This is a genomic window from Streptomyces sp. NPDC047042 (genome assembly GCF_040644035.1).
Taxonomy (GTDB): domain Bacteria; phylum Actinomycetota; class Actinomycetes; order Streptomycetales; family Streptomycetaceae; genus Streptomyces.
Genome location: NZ_JBEYVP010000019.1, coordinates 174,487 through 192,284, shown reverse-complemented (window position 1 = coordinate 192,284; position 17,798 = coordinate 174,487). Strand labels below are relative to the sequence as shown.

The 17,798-nt window shown below is 70.7% G+C and carries 14 protein-coding genes; 11 read left to right on the top strand and 3 right to left on the bottom strand.

Features of this window, described 5'->3' with window-relative positions; genetic code table 11:
* Positions 1–108: 108 nt before the first annotated feature.
* On the bottom strand, positions 109–912 hold the full coding sequence (locus ABZ855_RS23560; protein ID WP_360809771.1) for a phosphatidate cytidylyltransferase: 804 nt from the start codon (positions 910–912) through the stop codon (positions 109–111).
* The gene (locus ABZ855_RS23555; RefSeq protein WP_360809769.1) at positions 909–2,693 is read right to left on the bottom strand and encodes a histidinol-phosphate transaminase; all 1,785 of its coding nucleotides are present in this window, start codon (positions 2,691–2,693) and stop codon (positions 909–911) included. The genes ABZ855_RS23560 and ABZ855_RS23555 overlap by 4 nt, the downstream gene beginning before the upstream one ends.
* 345 nt (positions 2,694–3,038) lie before the next feature.
* On the opposite strand from ABZ855_RS23555, the gene ABZ855_RS23550 reads away from it, so the two are divergent.
* From ABZ855_RS23550 to ABZ855_RS23515, 8 genes are all read left to right on the top strand, one after another.
* Positions 3,039–4,421, top strand: a complete 1,383-nt coding sequence (locus ABZ855_RS23550) for a nitrate/nitrite transporter (protein WP_360809764.1) — start codon at positions 3,039–3,041, stop codon at positions 4,419–4,421.
* A gap of 126 nt (positions 4,422–4,547) precedes the next feature.
* Positions 4,548–5,723 carry a uroporphyrinogen-III synthase gene (locus tag ABZ855_RS23545; RefSeq protein ID WP_360809762.1) on the top strand — a complete coding sequence of 392 codons (1,176 nt, stop codon included), beginning with the start codon at positions 4,548–4,550 and terminating at the stop codon, positions 5,721–5,723.
* Between the two features lie 483 nt (positions 5,724–6,206).
* Positions 6,207–6,824, top strand: coding sequence for a CGNR zinc finger domain-containing protein (locus tag ABZ855_RS23540; protein WP_360809760.1), 618 nt, complete (start codon positions 6,207–6,209; stop codon positions 6,822–6,824).
* A 358-nt stretch (positions 6,825–7,182) separates the two neighbouring features.
* Complete coding sequence (locus ABZ855_RS23535) at positions 7,183–7,704, top strand: sigma-70 family RNA polymerase sigma factor (protein ID WP_044471680.1); 522 nt, start codon at positions 7,183–7,185, stop codon at positions 7,702–7,704.
* A 47-nt stretch (positions 7,705–7,751) separates the two neighbouring features.
* Positions 7,752–8,534, top strand: a complete 783-nt coding sequence (locus ABZ855_RS23530) for a zf-HC2 domain-containing protein (RefSeq protein WP_319206742.1) — start codon at positions 7,752–7,754, stop codon at positions 8,532–8,534.
* A 206-nt stretch (positions 8,535–8,740) separates the two neighbouring features.
* Positions 8,741–11,062: a UvrD-helicase domain-containing protein gene (locus ABZ855_RS23525; protein WP_360809757.1), complete on the top strand. Its 2,322-nt coding sequence runs from the start codon at positions 8,741–8,743 to the stop codon at positions 11,060–11,062.
* 313 nt (positions 11,063–11,375) lie between these two features.
* Positions 11,376–12,791 (top strand): NAD-dependent malic enzyme, encoded by a 1,416-nt coding sequence (locus ABZ855_RS23520; RefSeq protein ID WP_360809755.1) that lies wholly within the window; start codon positions 11,376–11,378, stop codon positions 12,789–12,791.
* Between the two features lie 360 nt (positions 12,792–13,151).
* Entirely contained in the window at positions 13,152–13,433 is a 282-nt protein-coding gene (locus ABZ855_RS23515) for an HU family DNA-binding protein (protein ID WP_053741618.1), read from the top strand.
* Between the two features lie 183 nt (positions 13,434–13,616).
* Here ABZ855_RS23515 and murA read toward each other — a convergent pair whose 3' ends face one another.
* A complete protein-coding gene (murA, locus tag ABZ855_RS23510) occupies positions 13,617–14,963 on the bottom strand; it encodes a UDP-N-acetylglucosamine 1-carboxyvinyltransferase (protein ID WP_055534747.1) in 1,347 nt (448 codons plus the stop codon).
* 313 nt (positions 14,964–15,276) lie between these two features.
* Here murA and ABZ855_RS23505 point away from each other — a divergent pair, with 313 nt between their 5' ends.
* From ABZ855_RS23505 to ABZ855_RS23495, 3 genes are all read left to right on the top strand, one after another.
* Positions 15,277–15,855, top strand: coding sequence for a YqgE/AlgH family protein (locus tag ABZ855_RS23505; protein WP_319206750.1), 579 nt, complete (start codon positions 15,277–15,279; stop codon positions 15,853–15,855).
* A gap of 29 nt (positions 15,856–15,884) precedes the next feature.
* Positions 15,885–16,181: a DUF3039 domain-containing protein gene (locus ABZ855_RS23500; RefSeq protein ID WP_053741615.1), complete on the top strand. Its 297-nt coding sequence runs from the start codon at positions 15,885–15,887 to the stop codon at positions 16,179–16,181.
* 264 nt (positions 16,182–16,445) lie between these two features.
* The gene (locus ABZ855_RS23495; RefSeq protein WP_360809751.1) at positions 16,446–17,762 is read left to right on the top strand and encodes an extracellular solute-binding protein; all 1,317 of its coding nucleotides are present in this window, start codon (positions 16,446–16,448) and stop codon (positions 17,760–17,762) included.
* Positions 17,763–17,798 lie beyond the last annotated feature (36 nt).

Here is a 17,798-nt window from a genome sequence, read left to right as displayed (position 1 = left end):
GAGGCGGGCCGGGAGGCCGCGAGTCGGGTGGGCTGCGGGGCCATGGGTCTGTGGGGCCGCGGGTTCGTGAGGCCGCAGGGCCAAGGCGGGCCGCATGGGCGCTGAACCTCAGCCCAGGACCAGCAGCACCGCCAGTGCGATGAGCAGCGAGTCGATCCGGTCCAGTAGGCCGCCGGAGCCCGGCAGCCAGTTGCCGGCGTCCTTTGCCTGGGCGCCCCGCTTGACCATGGACTCCAGGAGGTCTCCGGCCGGGCCGCCTACCGCCACCGCGATCGCCATCGGCCAGCTCAGCGCCGACAGTACGGCGAGCACGCCGACGCCGGCCGTCGCCCCGGCCAGCGTCCCGCTCCACCGCTTGGCCGGTGACAGTGGCGACAGACGCGGGCCGCCCAGCCTCCGGCCGGCGAAGTACGCGACGATGTCGGCGATCGAGACGGCCACGAACAACGCGAGCGCACTCGCCCCCAGCGGCACCAGCGCGGCCAGCACACTCAGCCAGGCCAGCCCGAGCAGGCCGGCGCCGAGCCGACGGAGTCCATGGTCGGCGTCACCGGTCAGGAGAGGCGGTGCGGCCACCGCGAGCGCCCCGACCGCGACAACTCGTAGCACCTGCCCGGGCGCCAGCCACGCGGCCAGCACCACGCCCGACACCGTCGCGGCCAGCACCAGCCGGTCCACCAGGCCCAGCTGCATCAGCCCGCCGAACTCCATCACCGCGACCACCCCGACCACGACGGCCAGGGCCGCGGTGCCCGGGTGGCCCCACCAGAACGCACCGGTGACCAGCGGCACCCCGACCGCCCAGGCGCACCACCTGACCATCAGCTCACGGCGCCGCGAAGCCACCACCGCGACACCGCCGAGCGCCAGCGCCCCACCGAGGTAGGGCGCCAGCGAGGCAACAGTGATCACCGGGCGGATCCGGCGGCAGGAACAGGCTCAGGCAGGGAAGCGGGTGGCGAGGCCGACGCACGCGGCCTCAGTACGTCCAGGGCGGCCCGGAACGCGGCCACGATGCGCGCGTTCTCGGCGGTGTCCCGCACCGCGACGCGCACGGTGCGTCCCTCGTACTCCGGCGACAACGGCGACAGATCGCGCAGATAGACGTCAAGCGTGCGGCACTCGTTCACCACCTGCGCGGCGCTCGGCCCGCCGGGCGGCAGGGTCACGGAGAGGAAGTTCGCCACGCCCTCCTCGACGACCAGGGTCCCGTCCACCCCGGCCAGGTCGGCGGCCAGTCGCCGGCGCAGCTCGTGGGTGCGCAGCCAGCGGTCGCTGTAGTACGCCGGGTCGCGCAGGGCGGCCACGGCGGCCAGCTGCGCGGGGAGGCTGACGGGCCAGGGCGGCGTCCATCGGCGCAGCTGCGCCGCGGTGACCGGCTCGGCCACCAGGTACGCGGCCCGCATGCCGGAGAGCGCGTACATCTTGGAGAGCGAGGTGCAGACCACCACCCGCGGGTCCGTGGCGGCGAGGCCGGCGAGCGACTCGCCCAGGTCCACATAACCGAGGTAGGCCTCGTCGATCCACCAGCGGGTCCGGGCCGGAGCGGCGGCGATCACCGCACGCAGCTCGGCGGCCGGCGCGTGACGTCCGGTCGGGTTGTTGGGGTTGACCACCACCACGAGGTCGTAGTGCTCGGCCCCGACGACAGCTGCCAGCCGGGCCGGATCGATCCGCCAGCCGTCCTCCCGACGCAACCGGAACCGGTCCACCCGGCAGCCGATCACCCGCTCGGTGACGTGGGCGTACTCGCCGTAGCCCGGGTCCATCAGCAGCACCCTGCTCTCCGGGGTCAGCCACCGCCCGAACGCCCGGAAGATCAGGTCGGACGATCCGGCGCCGACCGCGAGGGTCTCCTCCGGCAGCCCCCGGGACGCGGCGATCTCCGCCAGCAGACCCTCGGCACCGGTCGGCGGCGAGGTACGGGCCGCCCAGCCCGGATCCTCCGTGAGCGCCGCCCGTACCCCGGGGGCAGGCGGGAACCAGGCGTCCAGCACATCGGCCGCGACCACCTCCCGACGCCGCCCCAGGCTGCGGAAGTCCGTACCGATGGCGGTGAACGAGGCACCGCCGTGCTCGCAGCCGTCCGGCCGGGGCGCGAACGGCATATCCAGCCGCCAGTCCACGGCGGACCGCAACCGCTCCAGCGTGGTCCGGTAACGCTCCATCGTGGCCCTGGTCAGCTCGGCCACGCTCCCGGTCAGCACCTCGAACGTCACCGCCCCACTGCGGACGGTACGGCCGACCGGACGCAGGCCGGCGGCCAGATACATGTCGAGCAACTCGGTACGCCCCATGGCCACCACCTGCCGACCACCCCGGGAGGCGATCCAGCGCAGCGCCGCGTACATCAGCAGCGGAGCCGCCGCGGAGGCCCGCCAGCGCGGCTCGACGGTGAGGATCCGCACCTCGAACAGACCGCTGTCGTTCAGCAGGGGCAACTCGTCGCGGGTCAGGTACTTGTCCAGCCCGTACCGCCCCAGCCAGGGCGGAGTCAGACTGACGAAGCCGACACGATCCGCCCCGCGCGCCGCGACCAGATAGACGTTGTCCCCGTCCAGCCCGTCCCGAAGACGCCCGCTCGGATCCGGCCCATGCTGGCCCAACTCCCGCGCGTACACCCGGTGACGCAGCTCGTGGACCCACTCAAGATCCTCCGGTGTGGCAACGCGCACCTGCAGATCACGACGCATGAGCACCTCTCTCGACACGAACAGGACGCCCCATCGTCCGCAACCCGGCCCGGGCCCGTCAGGGCCGAGCGACTCAGGGGGTCTGAGTACGCGTACTCATGAGAGGCGCCCCGCCCGAGGTGACCCAGGGCACCCCCTTGTCGTCCGGGCCGTGCCCTCCCCGTGACCTTCGTCTGCGTAACCTCTCATCCCATCTCCTCGCGGGGTGAGAGCAAAGTTCCCTTCCGGTCACCCACAGCCACAGGGCGGAAACGCGCTCTATCTACCTTCGGGACTCATCACCGCTCAGCACTGCTCAGCACCGCAAAAAGAACCACCCGAGCCCCGGACCACCGTGGAGGCGTCATGACAGCCCCTAGTTCAGCCCCCGCACCCGGCAGGGGAGGCCGCTGGATCGAGCACTGGGATCCCGAGGACGAGGCCTTCTGGAACGCGACCGGGGAGAAGGTTGCCCGTCGCAACCTGTTCTTCTCCGTCCTCTCCGAGCACATCGGTTTCTCCATCTGGACGCTGTGGTCCGTGATGGTGCTGTTCATGGGGCCGGAGTACGGGCTCACCCCGGCGGACAAGTTCTTCATCGTGTCGATGGCCACGGCCGTCGGCGCCGTCGTCCGCGTCCCCTACACCTTCGCCGTCGCCCTCTTCGGTGGCCGTAACTGGACGATCGTCTCCGCGTCGCTGCTGCTCATCCCCACGATCGCGGCGTTCATCGTCATGAAGCCGGGGACGTCGTTCAACACCTTCCTGGTGTGCGCCATGCTCGCCGGCATCGGCGGCGGCAACTTCGCCTCCAGCATGACCAACATCAACGCCTTCTTCCCGCTCAGGAAGAAGGGGTGGGCTCTCGGGCTCAACGCCGGTGGCGGCAACATCGGTGTCCCGGTCGTGCAGCTCGTCGGCCTCGCCGTCATCGGTGCGAGCGGCGGACCGCGTGTGCTCCTGGGGATCTACATCCCGCTCATCCTCATCGCCGCCATCCTCGCCGCCGTCTACATGGACAACATCTCGTCCCTGAAGAACGACACCGGCGCCGCCAAGGAGGCGGTCAAGGACGCGCACACCTGGATCATGTCCTTCCTCTACATCGGAACGTTCGGCTCGTTCATCGGCTACGGCTTCGCGTTCGGTCTGGTCCTGCAGACCCAGTTCGGCCGTACGCCCCTGCAGGCCGCGTACGTCACCTTCATCGGCCCGCTGCTGGGCTCGCTGATCCGGCCCGTGGGCGGCGCGCTCGCCGACCGCTTCGGCGGAGCGAAGATCTCGCTGTGGAACTACGTCGCCATGGCCGCCGCCACCGCCTTCATCGTCGTCGCGTCGATGCAGAAGTCGCTGCCGCTGTTCACCACGGCCTTCATCGTCCTGTTCATCCTCAGCGGCCTCGGCAACGGCTCGACGTTCAAGATGATCCCCGGCATCTTCCAGGCCAAGGCCTTCGCCAAGGGACTCGAGGGTGAGGAGGCCGCCGCGTACGGCCGCAGGCTCTCCGGCGCCTCCATGGGAATCATCGGTGCGGTGGGCGCCCTCGGCGGCCTCGGCATCAACCTCGCCCTGCGCCAGTCCTTCCTCTCGGTGGGCTCCGGCACCGGTGCCTTCGTCGCCTTCCTCGCCTTCTACGGGGTCTGCTTCCTGGTCACCTGGGCCGTATACCTTCGCCGCCCGGCGACCGCACAGGCGCCCGAAGCCACCGCCTCCGAAGCGAAGCCGCAGCTCAACTACGCCGAGGTGTGACCCTCGCCCGAAAGGGCTTATGTAACACCAGCGACATGAAGCCGAACCGAGCCTGTCACGCGCCGTTGACAGGCTCGTTCGGCACGCTTGTACAAGAAGATGTGACCCGACTGCGGGACGAGAGCCATGTACGACGAACAGCAGCGACCGGAACGACCGGAGCACGGCCCACCGGACCACGGCCCCCTCGCGGGGTTCACCGTGGGCGTCACGGCCGCGCGTCGGGCCGACGAACTCGGGACCCTCCTCCAGCGGCGGGGCGCCTCCGTCATACACGCCCCCGCCCTGCGGATCGTGCAGCTCGCCGACGACAGCGAGCTCCTCGCGGCCACCAAGCAGCTGATCTCACAGGCGCCGGACATCGTCGTCGCCACCACCGCCATCGGCTTCCGGGGCTGGATCGAGGCCGCCGACGGCTGGGGGCTCGGCTCCGACCTGCTCGCCTGCCTCGGCGGCGTGGAACTGCTGGCCCGCGGGCCCAAGGTCAAGGGCTCCGTCCGGGCCGCCGGGCTCACGGAGGACTGGTCACCGTCCTCCGAGTCGATGGCCGAGGTGCTCGACCGGCTTCTCGAGGAGGGTGTCGAGGGGCGCCGTATCGCCATCCAGCTGCACGGGGAGCCGCTGCCCGGCTTCGTGGAGTCGCTGCGGGCCGCGGGCGCGGAGGTCGTCGGTGTGCCCGTCTACCGGTGGATGCCGCCGGAGGACATCGGTCCCGTCGACCGGCTCCTCGACGCCACCGTCTCGCGCGGTCTGGACGCGCTCACCTTCACCAGCGCCCCCGCCGCCGCGTCCCTGCTCTCCCGCGCCGAGGAACGCGGCCAGCTGCCCGAACTGCTCGCCGCCCTCAACCACGACGTCCTGCCCGCGTGCGTCGGCCCGGTCACCGCGCTGCCGCTGCAGGCCCACGGCGTCGACACGGTGTCCCCGGAACGCTTCCGGCTCGGCCCCCTCGTACAGCTCCTCTGCCAGGAACTCCCGGCCCGCGCGCGGGCGTTGCCCATCGCGGGGCACCGGGTCGAGATCCGTGGGCACGCCGTCCTGGTCGACGGCGTCCTGCGTCCCGTACCGCCCGCCGGCATGTCCCTGCTGCGGGCACTGTCCCGACAGCCGGGCTGGGTCGTCGCCCGCGCCGAACTGCTGCGCGCACTGCCCGGAGCCGGCCGTGACGAACACGCGGTGGAAACAGCGATGGCCCGCCTGCGTACAGCCCTGGGCGCCCCCAAACTGATCCAGACGGTCGTCAAACGCGGCTACCGCCTGGCCCTGGACCCGGCAGCCGACGCCAAGTACTCCGACGCGTAGGCCTCCGGCGGTTCGGGCGGGTCGAACAACTCGGGGTCGGGCTGTCGCTGACGGCGCGCCCGAGCCGACGGGGATGGTCGTCGGACGTGGCCATCTGCCGGCCCCGGGCCCGTCGCCCGACCGCCGGCGCGAGTCGTCCGGCACCGCCCTGACCGTAGGCGCGACAGCGCCACGGTCAGGGGCGCGGGGAACTGCGCGCCCAGCCACAACGAACCGGCAGCCGGTCCGCCGGGAACGAGCCGTGTCTCTCGGGGCTCGGGGCTCGGGGCTCGCGCCTCGCGCCTCGCGGCTCGCGCCTCGCGGCACAGGGCGCCCGGGACAGCGCCCTGCACGCGCACGCGTGCGTGTACCCGGCCCCCGTTCACTCGGACCCCGTGAACAACCGGCGCGGAGCGTGTTCGACCCTGCGCGAGGGGTTCCGGCTGTGCCTGTGGGCGGGCACTGTAGAGGGAACGGTTCCCTCGGCTAGGCGGTGACAGGCGCATGGCATCGCAGACGACCGTGGCCACAGCCTCGTACTCGTACGAACTGCGTTTCGACGCCGGGCGGATCTGCCTGGACCTGCTGGCGACCGCCCATCCCGACGAGCGGCTCGGCGCCGTCGAGCCGCTTCGGGCGTGGATCGCCGCGTCAGGGCTCGTCCCCGGGGGGACGGCGCTGCGTCATGTCGACGGTTCCTGGGTTCCGCGCTTCCGTGAACTGCGGGCGCTGACCGGCCGGTTGACCGGACAGCTGGTGCACAACCCGCCGGCCGCCGACCCCCGTTCCCTGGACCAGGCCCTGACCCGCCTCAACGAACTCGCCCGCCCCGCGCCCCCGGCGACCCGCGCCGTACGCGCCCCGGACGGCACGCTCGTACGGGAGTTGCACGGCCCGCCCGAGTGCGCGGCGCTGCTCGGCGCGGTCGCCCGGGACGCCGTGGAGCTGCTCACCGACCCCGACGCGCGCGCGTGCCTGCGTCAGTGCGAGGGTGACAACTGCCCGATCGTCTATCTCGACACCTCCCGGGGCAGGCGGCGCAGATGGTGTTCGAGCGAGATCTGCGGCAACCGGGAGCGGGTCGCGAGGCACCGGCGGCGGGCCGCACTGGCCCGCGCGTAGCGGTCGATGACCGTTCGCAGAGCGCGCATAGCGGGCCTGTGCGGCGGAATCGGGCGTATCAAGTGCCGTGGGTTCCAGTGACGTTGGTTACACGTGTGTTTCCCGTTTAATGGTTTCGGGCATCGGGCCGAACTTGCCAATGTGGCGGAAATGTAAAGCACTTGCGGCAGGAATGTGCTCTCTTGTCCCTCGCGTCGCGTCAAGCTAAAGAAAGTTGTGGTCGCGCCGTTGAACATCCCGCACACCGCTTCCGTACCTCGGGGGGAGCGACCGGCCGGGGGAACCCGGGACAGCGGAGGTGGGCGTGCGCAAGTATTCCGTCGTGGCCAATGAACAAGCACCGAGGGCCCGACATCGCATGTCCCAGCCCTCGGAACCCGACGAGGACCTGATGCGTGCGCTGTACCGAGAGCACGCGGGGCCCCTTCTGGCATACGTCCTCAGGCTGGTCGCGGGAGACCGGCAACGCGCCGAGGACGTCGTGCAGGAGACACTCATCCGTGCCTGGAAGAACGCCGGTCAGCTCAATCGAGCAACCGGTTCGGTACGCCCCTGGCTGGTGACGGTCGCCCGGCGCATCGTCATCGACGGTCACCGCAGCCGGCAGGCCCGGCCGCAGGAGGTGGACCCGTCGCCGCTGGAGGTCATCCCCGCGGAGGACGAGATCGACAAGGCGTTGTGGCTGATGACGTTGTCGGACGCGCTCGACGACCTGACCCCCGCCCACCGGGAGGTCCTGGTCGAGACCTACTTCAAGGGGCGTACCGTGAACGAAGCGGCCGAGACGCTGGGCATACCCAGCGGCACGGTGCGCTCACGGGTCTTCTATGCCCTGCGTTCGATGAAGCTCGCACTGGAGGAGCGGGGGGTGACGGCATGAGCATTTACGGGGGTTTCGGAGCGGGTAGTCCTGGTTCCATGCGAGGAATGCAGGGTTCCCAGGGTCCGAACGAACACGAAACCGTAGGCGCCTACGCCCTCGGCATCCTCGACGACGCGGAGGCCACGGCCTTCGAGGCACACCTCGCCGGCTGCGAGTGGTGCGCCCAGCAGCTCGACGAGCTGGCCGGGATGGAACCGATGCTGGCCGCCCTCGCGGACCTGCCCGGTGCCCAGGGAACTCCCGCCATCGGCGAGTCGCTGTCCGCCCGCCCGAGCCCACAGCTCGCGACGCGGCTGGTCGACGAGGTCGCGGAAAAGCGCGCGAGCAGGCGCCGGCGCAGCTTCTACATGGTGGCCGCCGCGGCAGCCCTCATCATCGGCGGCCCGACCGCGGTGTTCGCCACGACGGGCGGCGACACCACCAGCGAGGCCAAGCCCTCGCCGGCGGTGACGGTCAAGTCCGCGGGCAACGCCAAGGACGACTTCGCCACCATGACCGACCGGGTCTCCGCCACCGACCCCACCACCAAGGTCACCGCGACCGTGGCGATGGCGCCGAAGGCGTGGGGTGTCAGCGCGGTCCTGGAGCTGGGCGGCGTCAAGGGCCCGCTCAAGTGCTCCCTGATCGTCGTCGGCAAGGACGGCTCGCGCGAGACCATGTCCAACTGGTCCGTCCCGACGGCCGGTTACGGCATCAAGGACGCCGCGACCGAAGCGGCCCGCAACCCGCTCTACATCCACGGCGGGACGGCCTTCAACGCCGACCAGATCGACCACTACGAGGTGGTCGACTCCACCGGCAAGCGGCTCGTCGAGGTCGACGCCTGACCGACCCGCACCATCGCTCCACGACAACTCTGCGACCGCTCTGCGACAGCTCTGCGACCGCTCCAGAATCGTTCCTCCGCCGCTCCGTGACCGCCCCGGGACGCCTTGTACGAAGACTCGTACGGTGTCCCGGGGCGGACTCGTAGCATCACGGCCTCCTTTTCGCGTACGGTTGACGGCTGCCCAGCACGTCAGAAGGGGGCCCGGTGGCCGCTCAGGCTCAGCAGGAAACGGCGCTCGTTCCGGTCGAGGACTCCTCAGTTCAGGACTCCGTCCGCGACCGCGAGATCAGCGTCGAACAGGAACACCTGGACCGGGTGTACCGGCGTCTCGAGGAGAAGATCGACGAGGCCGAGTTCCTCATGCAGGACGCGGCCAAGCGCGGCCAGGTCGGCACCCCCGGCGCGCTCGCCGAACGGGACGCCCAGGTGTTCCGGGCCGGCATCCACCTCAACAGGCTGAACAACGAGTTCGAGGACTTCCTCTTCGGCCGTATCGACCTGCTGCGGGGCAAGGACGGCAAGAAGGGCCCCGACGGCGCCTACACGGCCGTGGAGGCCGCGGAGGGCGCCGTACGCCCGGACGGCACAGCCGAGATCGCGGAGACCCTCCACATCGGCCGTATCGGCGTCCTCGACGCGGACTACGCGCCCCTCGTCATCGACTGGCGCGCCCCGGCCGCCGCGCCCTTCTACCGCTCGACCCCGGTCGACCCCGGCCGGGTGGTCCGGCGGCGCGTCATCCGCTCCAAGGGCCGGCGGGTCCTCGGCGTCGAGGACGACCTGATGCGCCCCGAGCTGACGGCGTCCCTCGACGGGCGCGAGCTCGCCGTGATCGGCGACGGCGCCCTGATGGCGGCCCTCGGCCAGGCCCGCAGCCACACCATGCGGGACATCGTGTCGTCCATCCAGGCCGAACAGGACCTGGTCATCCGCGCCCCCGCCGCCTCCGTGACGTACGTCGAGGGCGGCCCGGGGACAGGAAAGACGGCTGTCGCGCTGCACCGCGCCGCCTACCTCCTCTATCAGGACCGGCGCCGGTACGCGGGCGGCATCCTGATCGTCTCCCCGACCCCGCTGCTGGTCGCCTACACCGAGGGCGTCCTGCCGTCCCTCGGTGAGGAGGGCCAGGTCGCCATCCGCGCGATCGGCTCCCTCGTCGACGGCGCCGAGGCCACCCTGTACGACGCCCCGGCCGTGGCCCGCGCCAAGGGCTCGTACCGCATGCTCAAGGTGCTGCGGAAGGCCGCGCGAGGCGCCCTGGAGCAGTACGACTCGCCGACGGTGACCAGCCGGCTGAGGGTCGTCGCCTTCGGCCGCCGGATCGAACTCGAGGCGCCCGAGCTGGCCCGCATCCGTGAGTCGGCGCTCAGCGGCACGGCCCCGGTCAACCTGCTGCGCCCGCGCGCCCGCCGGCTCCTCCTGGACGCCCTGTGGGCCCGCTCGGGCGCCCAGGGCCGCCACACGGACCCGGAACTCGCCGCCGAGCTGCGCTCCTCCTTCGACGAGGACGTCACCACCGAGGACGACTTCATCGCGTTCCTCGACGCCTGGTGGCCGGAACTGACCCCCGCGTCGGTCCTCGCCGCCATGTCCGACGAGCGTCGCCTGGGCCGCTGGGCCCGCCGCATCCTCAACCCCGGCGAGGTCCGCCGGGTCGCCCGCGCCCTCAAGCGCGACGGCCTCTCGGTCCACGACGTGGCCATGCTGGACGAGCTGAACGCGATCCTCGGCACCCCGGCCCGCCCCCGCAAGCGGCGCGACCTGGACCCCCTGGACCAGCTCAGCGGCCTGGAGGAGCTGATGCCGGTACGGGAGGAGTCGCAGCGCGAACGGGCCGAGCGGCTCGCCCAGGAGCGCACCGAGTACGCCCACGTCATCGTCGACGAGGCGCAGGACCTCACGCCGATGCAGTGGCGCATGGTCGGCCGCCGCGGCCGGCACGCCACCTGGACGGTCGTCGGCGACCCGGCCCAGTCCTCCTGGTCCGACCCCGACGAGGCCGCCGAGGCCCGCGACGAGGCCCTGGGCACCCGCCCGCGCCGCCGCTTCACCCTCACCGTCAACTACCGCAACCCGGCCGAGATCGCCGAACTGGCCGCCAAGGTCCTGGCCCTCGCGATGCCGGGCTCGGAGTCCCCGAGGGCGGTCCGCTCGACCGGCGTGGAGCCCCGATTCGTCGCCGTACGGGGCTCCCTGGCCCAGTCGGTCCGCGAGGAGGCCGCCCGCCTCCTCGACCTCGTGGACGGCACGGTCGGCGTCGTCGTGGCGATGAACCGCCGCGAGGAGGCGGCCCGCTGGCTGGCTGGCCTGGGCGACCGCGTGGTGGCCCTGGGCAGCCTGGAGGCCAAGGGCCTGGAGTACGACGCCACCGTGGTCGTCTCCCCGGCGGAGATCGCCGACGAGAGCCCCGCCGGCCTGCGGGTCCTGTACGTCGCCCTGACCCGCGCCACCCAGCAGCTCACGGTCGTCTCGGCGGACCGCGACGAGCCCGACGCACGAGGGGTGCCCGACCTTCTCCGGGACTGAGGAAAAGACAGTGGCCGATGGGAATTGCCTTACGGGGATCGTTTGTTACCGTTGACGTGGCACCGGCTCGATCCAAGCCCCCGGGCCCAACCTTCGTCGCTACGAGCGACCACTTGCCGCGAGGCGAGCATGGCGGGTCGGTGCCACTGAACGTCGAGAGGTCCACGCCACCTGGTGGCGTGGACCTCTCTGTGTTGCCCCTGTTGTGAACAAAACGTTCTCAATCGAGCCCCCGCTACCAGCTACTCAACGGTAGGTGCGACGATCGGACGGCAAACCAAGCATCAGGGTGAAATCCAGAAGGAAGTCGGCCATGGCAACGGCGCCCAGCGTCTCCTACTCGATCACGGTCCGGTTGGAGGTGCCCGCGAGCGGAACCGCGGTCTCCCAGATCACCACCGCCGTGGAGTCCTCCGGAGGCTCGGTGACCGGCCTCGACGTCACCGCTTCCGGCCACGAACTGCTCCGGATCGACGTCACGATCGCGGCGACCTCGACCGCGCACGCCGACGAGATCGTGCAGAAGCTCCGCGGCATCGAGGGCGTCAGCCTCGGCAAGGTCTCGGACCGTACGTTCCTCATGCACCTCGGCGGCAAGATCGAGATGGCGTCCAAGCACCCCATCCGCAACCGTGACGACCTCTCCATGATCTACACCCCGGGCGTGGCCCGCGTGTGCATGGCGATCGCCGAGAACCCCGAGGACGCCCGCCGCCTCACCATCAAGCGCAACACCGTCGCGGTCGTGACGGACGGCTCGGCCGTCCTGGGCCTCGGCAACATCGGCCCGATGGCCGCCATGCCGGTCATGGAGGGCAAGGCGGCCCTCTTCAAGCGCTTCGCCGACATCGACGCCTGGCCGCTGTGCCTGGACACCCAGGACACCGACGAGATCGTCGCCATCGTCAAGGCGATCGCCCCCGGCTTCGCCGGCATCAACCTCGAGGACATCTCGGCCCCGCGCTGCTTCGAGATCGAGGCCCGTCTGCGCGAGGCCCTCGACATCCCCGTCTTCCACGACGACCAGCACGGCACCGCGATCGTCGTCCTCGCCGCCCTCACCAACGCCCTGCGTGTCACGGGCAAGTCGATCGGTGAGATCCGCGTCGTCATGTCGGGCGCCGGCGCGGCCGGTACGGCCATCCTCAAGCTGCTCATCGCCGCCGGCGTCAAGACCGCCGTCGTCGCCGACATCCAGGGCGTCGTCCACGCGGACCGCGCGGACCTGGTGAACGCGGCCCCCGACTCCCCGCTGCGCTGGATCGCCGACAACACCAACCTCGAGGGCCTCACCGGCACCCTCAAGGAGGCCGTGCGCGGCGCCGACGTCTTCATCGGCGTCTCCGCCCCGGACGTCCTCGACGGCGACGACGTGGCCGCGATGGCGGACGGCGCGATCGTCTTCGCGCTCGCGAATCCCGACCCCGAGGTCGACCCGACGATCGCCCGCCAGACGGCCGCGGTCGTGGCCACCGGCCGCTCGGACTTCCCGAACCAGATCAACAACGTGCTGGTCTTCCCGGGTGTCTTCCGCGGCCTGCTGGACGCGCAGTCCCGCACGGTCAACACCGAGATGATGCTCGCGGCGGCCACCGCACTCGCGAACGTCGTCACCGAGGACGAGCTCAACCCGAACTACATCGTGCCGAGCGTCTTCAACGACAAGGTCGCCGGCGCGGTGGCGGGTGCGGTGCGGGAAGCGGCGAAGGCGGCGGGCGCCGCCGAATAGGCGTCCGCACCGGCCGGGCACACCCCGCGTGTGACGGTTGCCACGGGCCCCCGTACCGGCGCGTCGGGGGCGCCGCGCCCCCGGGCGCCTCTAGGGTGGCGGCCAGGTTCAGCCTGTCGGCCCCGGCCGGTGACGCTTTCCGGGTGACTTCCAAGGGTGTTCGTCTGACTCCCCAGGGGTGCCGGATTGGCTTTCCCGCCGCAGGTGGGGGCAGGATGCGTCTTCGGGCGTGAGGGTCCGACGGCGGACCCGGGTCCGGGGACCCACCGAGGACCCTGGCAGCATCGGCTTCGCTGTGCCCCCCATGCGGCTCCGCCGTGGGGCACGCCTCAACAGCAAGAAGAACACGGGAGTAACAACATGAACCGCAGTGAGCTGGTGGCCGCCCTGGCCGACCGCGCCGAGGTCACCCGCAAGGACGCCGACGCCGTTCTGGCCGCGTTCGCCGAGACCGTCGGTGAGATCGTCGCCAAGGGCGACGAGAAGGTCACCATCCCCGGCTTCCTGACCTTCGAGCGCACCCACCGTGCCGCTCGCACCGCGCGGAACCCGCAGACCGGCGACCCGATCGACATCCCCGCCGGGTTCAGCGTCAAGGTCTCCGCGGGCTCCAAGCTCAAGGAAGCGGCCAAGGGTAAGTAGGGGCGCCTATTCGCCGTTGCGGCTTTGCGCCGTGGGCGACTGCGGGGCCGCTGTGGCTGGTCGCGCAGTTCCCCGCGCCCCTTCAGGGCGCTGCGGCTGACGCCGATGGGGCGGTCACCCGGATTCGGGTGACCGCCCCATCGGCGTTCGTACGACTGCCTTGTCAGCGGTGAGGCGGAGCGGTTATCCGAGCGCCTTGCCCGGGAGTTCGACCTTCGCGCCAAGCTCGACGAGCTTCTCCATGAAGTTTTCGTAGCCGCGGTTGATCAGGTCGATGCCGTGGACCCTGGACGTGCCCTGGGCGGCCAGGGCAGCGATGAGGTACGAGAAGCCGCCCCGGAGGTCCGGGATGACCAGGTCGGCGCCCTGGAGGCGTGTGGGGCCCGACACGACCGCCGAGTGGAGGAAGTTGCGCTGCCCGAAGCGGCAGTGGGAGCCGCCGAGGCACTCGCGGTAGAGCTGGATGTGCGCGCCCATCTGGTTGAGCGCGGAGGTGAAGCCGAGGCGGGACTCGTACACCGTCTCGTGGACGATGGACAGGCCGGTGGCCTGGGTCAGGGCGACCACCAGGGGCTGCTGCCAGTCCGTCTGGAAGCCCGGGTGCACGTCCGTCTCCAGCGCGATCGACTTCAGCTGGCCGCCGGGGTGCCAGAAGCGGATGCCCTCGTCGTCGATCTCGAAGGCACCGCCCACCTTCCGGTAGGTGTTCAGGAACGTCATCATCGACCGCTGCTGGGCGCCGCGGACATAGATGTTGCCCTCGGTCGCCAGCGCCGCCGACGCCCATGACGCGGCCTCCAGGCGGTCCGGGAGGGCCGCGTGGGTGTAACCGCCGAGCGAGTCGACACCGGTGACACGGATGGTGCGGTCGGTGTCCATGGCGATGATCGCGCCCATCTTCTGCAGTACGCAGATGAGGTCCTCGATCTCGGGCTCCACGGCCGCGTTGGACAGCTCCGTGACGCCCTCCGCCAGCACCGCCGTCAACAGGACCTGCTCGGTCGCGCCCACGGACGGGTAGGGCAGCTTGATCTTCGTGCCGCGCAGCCGCTGCGGAGCCTCCAGGTACTGCCCGTCGGCGCGCTTCTCGATCGTCGCGCCGAACTGCCGCAGCACCTCGAAGTGGAAGTCGATGGGCCGGCCGCCGATGTCGCAGCCGCCGAGACCCGGGATGAACGCGTGCCCGAGGCGGTGCAGCAGCGGCCCGCAGAGGAGGATCGGGATACGGCTCGAACCCGCGTGCGCGTCGATGTCGGCGACGTTGGCGCTCTCCACGTGCGACGGGTCCATGATCAGCTCGCCGGGCTCCTCGCCCGGACGGACCGTCACCCCGTGCAGCTGGAGCAGCCCGCGCACAACACGGACGTCACGGATGTCGGGGACATTGCGCAGTCGACTTGGCGCACTGCCCAGCAGGGCCGCGACCATGGCCTTCGGTACGAGGTTCTTCGCACCGCGGACACGGATCTCGCCCTCCAGCGGGGTGCCGCCGTGGACAATCAGTACGTCGTCTGTGCCGTTGACCGTCATGTATCTCGCGTTCCGATGAGTGGGCGGGTGTTGGCGGGCCCGTCGTGCAGGACGCGGTCGAACAGGCCGCGGTCGTCAAGGCACGCGCAGGAGCCGAAGAGCAAGGGTAATCGCCGAACACCCCCCTTCTGTAAGCCCAGGCACGGCCCAGCCGTGTCATAGCTTTGCCACAACACGAACCGTTCGCCGCCGGGCACATGCGGTCACCGGCGCGCTCGCGCGCCCGTCCCGCTCCGGTACGCCCTGACCTGCCTTCACCCCGGTACTCCGATTGGCTCCCCGCACAGGGGGAAGATGCGGGATCATGTCTGGCATGACCGAGGTGTCCTCGCTCACAGGGCGGCTGCTCGTGGCCACGCCCGCCCTGGCGGACCCCAACTTCGACCGCGCGGTGGTGCTTCTTCTCGACCACGACGAGAAGGGCTCCCTCGGTGTCGTCCTCAACCGGCCGACCCCGGTGGACGTCGGGGACATCCTGGAGGGCTGGGCCGAACTCGCCGGCGACCCGGGGGTCGTCTTCCAGGGCGGCCCGGTCGCCCTCGACTCGGCGCTCGGCGTCGCGGTCATCCCCGGCGGCGGTACGGGGTCCGGTGAGCGCGCACCACTCGGCTGGCGGCGCGTGCACGGCGCGATCGGCGTCGTCGACCTGGAGGCGCCGCCGGAGCTGCTGGCCAAGGCGCTCGGGTCGCTGCGCATCTTCGCCGGGTACGCGGGGTGGGGCCCGGGGCAACTGGAGGACGAGCTGACGGACGGCGCCTGGTACGTCGTCGAGTCGGAGCCGGGAGACGTCTCCTCGCCGTCCCCGGAGCGCCTGTGGCGCGAGGTTCTCCGGCGCCAGCGCAGCGAGCTGGCGATGGTCGCGACGTACGCGGACGACCCTTCGCTGAACTGACCGCTGTGACCTTCAGTACCCTTGCCGTTATGAGCACTCTTGAGCCTGAGACCCAGCCCCAGCGCGGGACTGGTACGGGGACCCTCGTCGAACCGGCGCCGCAGACCTCGCACGGCGACGGCGACCACGAGCGCTTCGCCCACTACGTCCAGAAGGACAAGATCATGGCGAGCGCCCTCGACGGGACTCCCGTCGTCGCGCTCTGCGGCAAGGTCTGGGTGCCGGGCCGCGACCCGAAGAAGTACCCCGTCTGTCCCATGTGCAAGGAGATCTACGAGTCCATGGGCTCCGGCGGCGACGAGGGCAAGGGCGACGGCAAGAAGTAGGCCGCCCCGGCCGGTCGTCCGGTATCGGTAGCGGTCCCCAGAGGTTTCCGGAGCTCCCCAGAGGTCCCCAGGTGCGTTTTGCGCGCCCTGGGGACCTTTGTGCTGTCTGTCGTTGCACGGGATGCGGCGGCCGGTCACAGAGTGGTGGAGAGGTGGTCAAGACCTCTTGTCGCCGTGTCCCCGCAGTCCCTAGCCTCCGTGATGTTGTGCAGAGCGAAACATCCATTGCGTATGTTGCAACGCTTTCACCGGAGGAAACGCCAGATGAAGCTCTCTGTCCCAGCTGCCCGACTGGTCGCCTCCGTGGCCGCCCTGACCCTAGCCGGGCTCACTGCCACCGCTTGTGCCCCCGAAACTTCGGACAACTCCTCCTCCGGCAAGGACGAGCAGACCGGCACGCTGCGCGTGTGGCTCTTCCAGGAGGTCGGCAACGCCCCGAAGGAGAAGGTCGTCACCTCGGTCGTCGACGCCTTCGAGAAGGCCCACAAGGGCGCCGACGTCAAGGTCGAGTACATCCCCGTCGAGACCCGCGCCCAGCGCATCAAGGCCGCCTTCAACGACCCGAAGAGCGCCCCCGACGTCATCGAGTACGGCAACACGGACACCGCCGGATACGTCCACGACGGCGGACTCCTCGACATCACCAAGGAGTTCGCGGCCTGGGACGAGGCGAAGGACACCGACCCCACGGCCCGCCAGTCCGTCACCGTCGACAACAAGGTCTACGGCGCCCCCTTCTTCGTGGGCGTCCGCGCCCTCTACTACCGCACCGACATCTTCAAGGAACTCGGCCTCGAAGTGCCGAAGACCATGGCCGAGTTGGCCTCGACCGCGCACGCGATCCGCGCGGCCAGGCCCGACCTCTACGGCATCGCGGTCGGCGGCGCCTTCACCTATGGCGCGATGCCGTTCATCTGGGCCAACGGCGGCGAACTCGCCACCGGCCGAGGCGGTTCGTACGCCTCCGCCATCGACAGCGCCGCCGCCCAGAAGGGCATCAAGGCCTACACCTCCCTCTTCGGCGACGACAACTGTCCCGCCGCCAAGTGCGCGGGCATGGGCGGCAACGACACCATCACCGCCTTCGCCGCGGGCAAGGCCGGCATGGCGATCGGCGGCGACTTCAACCACGCTGCCGTCGAGGCCGGCAAGGTCAAGGGTGACTACGCCGTCGTACCGCTGCCCGGTGTCGAGCCTGGCTCGGTGGCACCCGCGTTCGCGGGCGGGAACAACCTCGGTGTGCTGAACAGCACTTCGCACCGGACGCTCGCCGTCCAGCTGATGGAACAGCTCGCCTCCAAGCGGACGCAGACCGAACTCTTCGCTGCCATGGGCTTCTTGCCCACGTTCGCGGACACGCGTGCGGTCGTCGCCAAGAAGCAGGCGTATGTCGCGCCCTTCGTGAAGACGCTCGAGGCGGGGACGAAGTTCGTGCCGGCTTCGCCCGCGTGGTCCCAGATCGACTCCTCGCTGGTGCTGCCGACGATGTTCCAGTCGATCGTCAGTGGCAAGAAGGGGGTTGCGGCGGCCTCGGAGGAGGCGGCGCAGAAGATGGACGACGCGTTTGGCTCCGCCGGGTGAGGGGGGCTACCGGGGTGGGGGGTGCGGAGCGTCGGC

Bases quoted from the DNA above. Each gene is read 5' to 3' on its own strand.
- ABZ855_RS23555 (WP_360809769.1), bottom strand. From the start codon at position 2,693: ATGCGTCGTGATCTGCAGGTGCGCGTTGCCACACCGGAGGATCTTGAG.
- ABZ855_RS23550 (WP_360809764.1), top strand. From the start codon at position 3,039: ATGACAGCCCCTAGTTCAGCCCCCGCACCCGGCAGGGGAGGCCGCTGG.
- ABZ855_RS23545 (WP_360809762.1), top strand. From the start codon at position 4,548: ATGTACGACGAACAGCAGCGACCGGAACGACCGGAGCACGGCCCACCG.
- ABZ855_RS23540 (WP_360809760.1), top strand. From the start codon at position 6,207: ATGGCATCGCAGACGACCGTGGCCACAGCCTCGTACTCGTACGAACTG.
- ABZ855_RS23535 (WP_044471680.1), top strand. From the start codon at position 7,183: ATGTCCCAGCCCTCGGAACCCGACGAGGACCTGATGCGTGCGCTGTAC.
- ABZ855_RS23530 (WP_319206742.1), top strand. From the start codon at position 7,752: ATGCAGGGTTCCCAGGGTCCGAACGAACACGAAACCGTAGGCGCCTAC.
- ABZ855_RS23520 (WP_360809755.1), top strand. From the start codon at position 11,376: ATGGCAACGGCGCCCAGCGTCTCCTACTCGATCACGGTCCGGTTGGAG.
- ABZ855_RS23515 (WP_053741618.1), top strand. From the start codon at position 13,152: ATGAACCGCAGTGAGCTGGTGGCCGCCCTGGCCGACCGCGCCGAGGTC.
- murA (WP_055534747.1), bottom strand. From the start codon at position 14,963: ATGACGGTCAACGGCACAGACGACGTACTGATTGTCCACGGCGGCACC.
- ABZ855_RS23505 (WP_319206750.1), top strand. From the start codon at position 15,277: ATGACCGAGGTGTCCTCGCTCACAGGGCGGCTGCTCGTGGCCACGCCC.
- ABZ855_RS23500 (WP_053741615.1), top strand. From the start codon at position 15,885: ATGAGCACTCTTGAGCCTGAGACCCAGCCCCAGCGCGGGACTGGTACG.
- ABZ855_RS23495 (WP_360809751.1), top strand. From the start codon at position 16,446: ATGAAGCTCTCTGTCCCAGCTGCCCGACTGGTCGCCTCCGTGGCCGCC.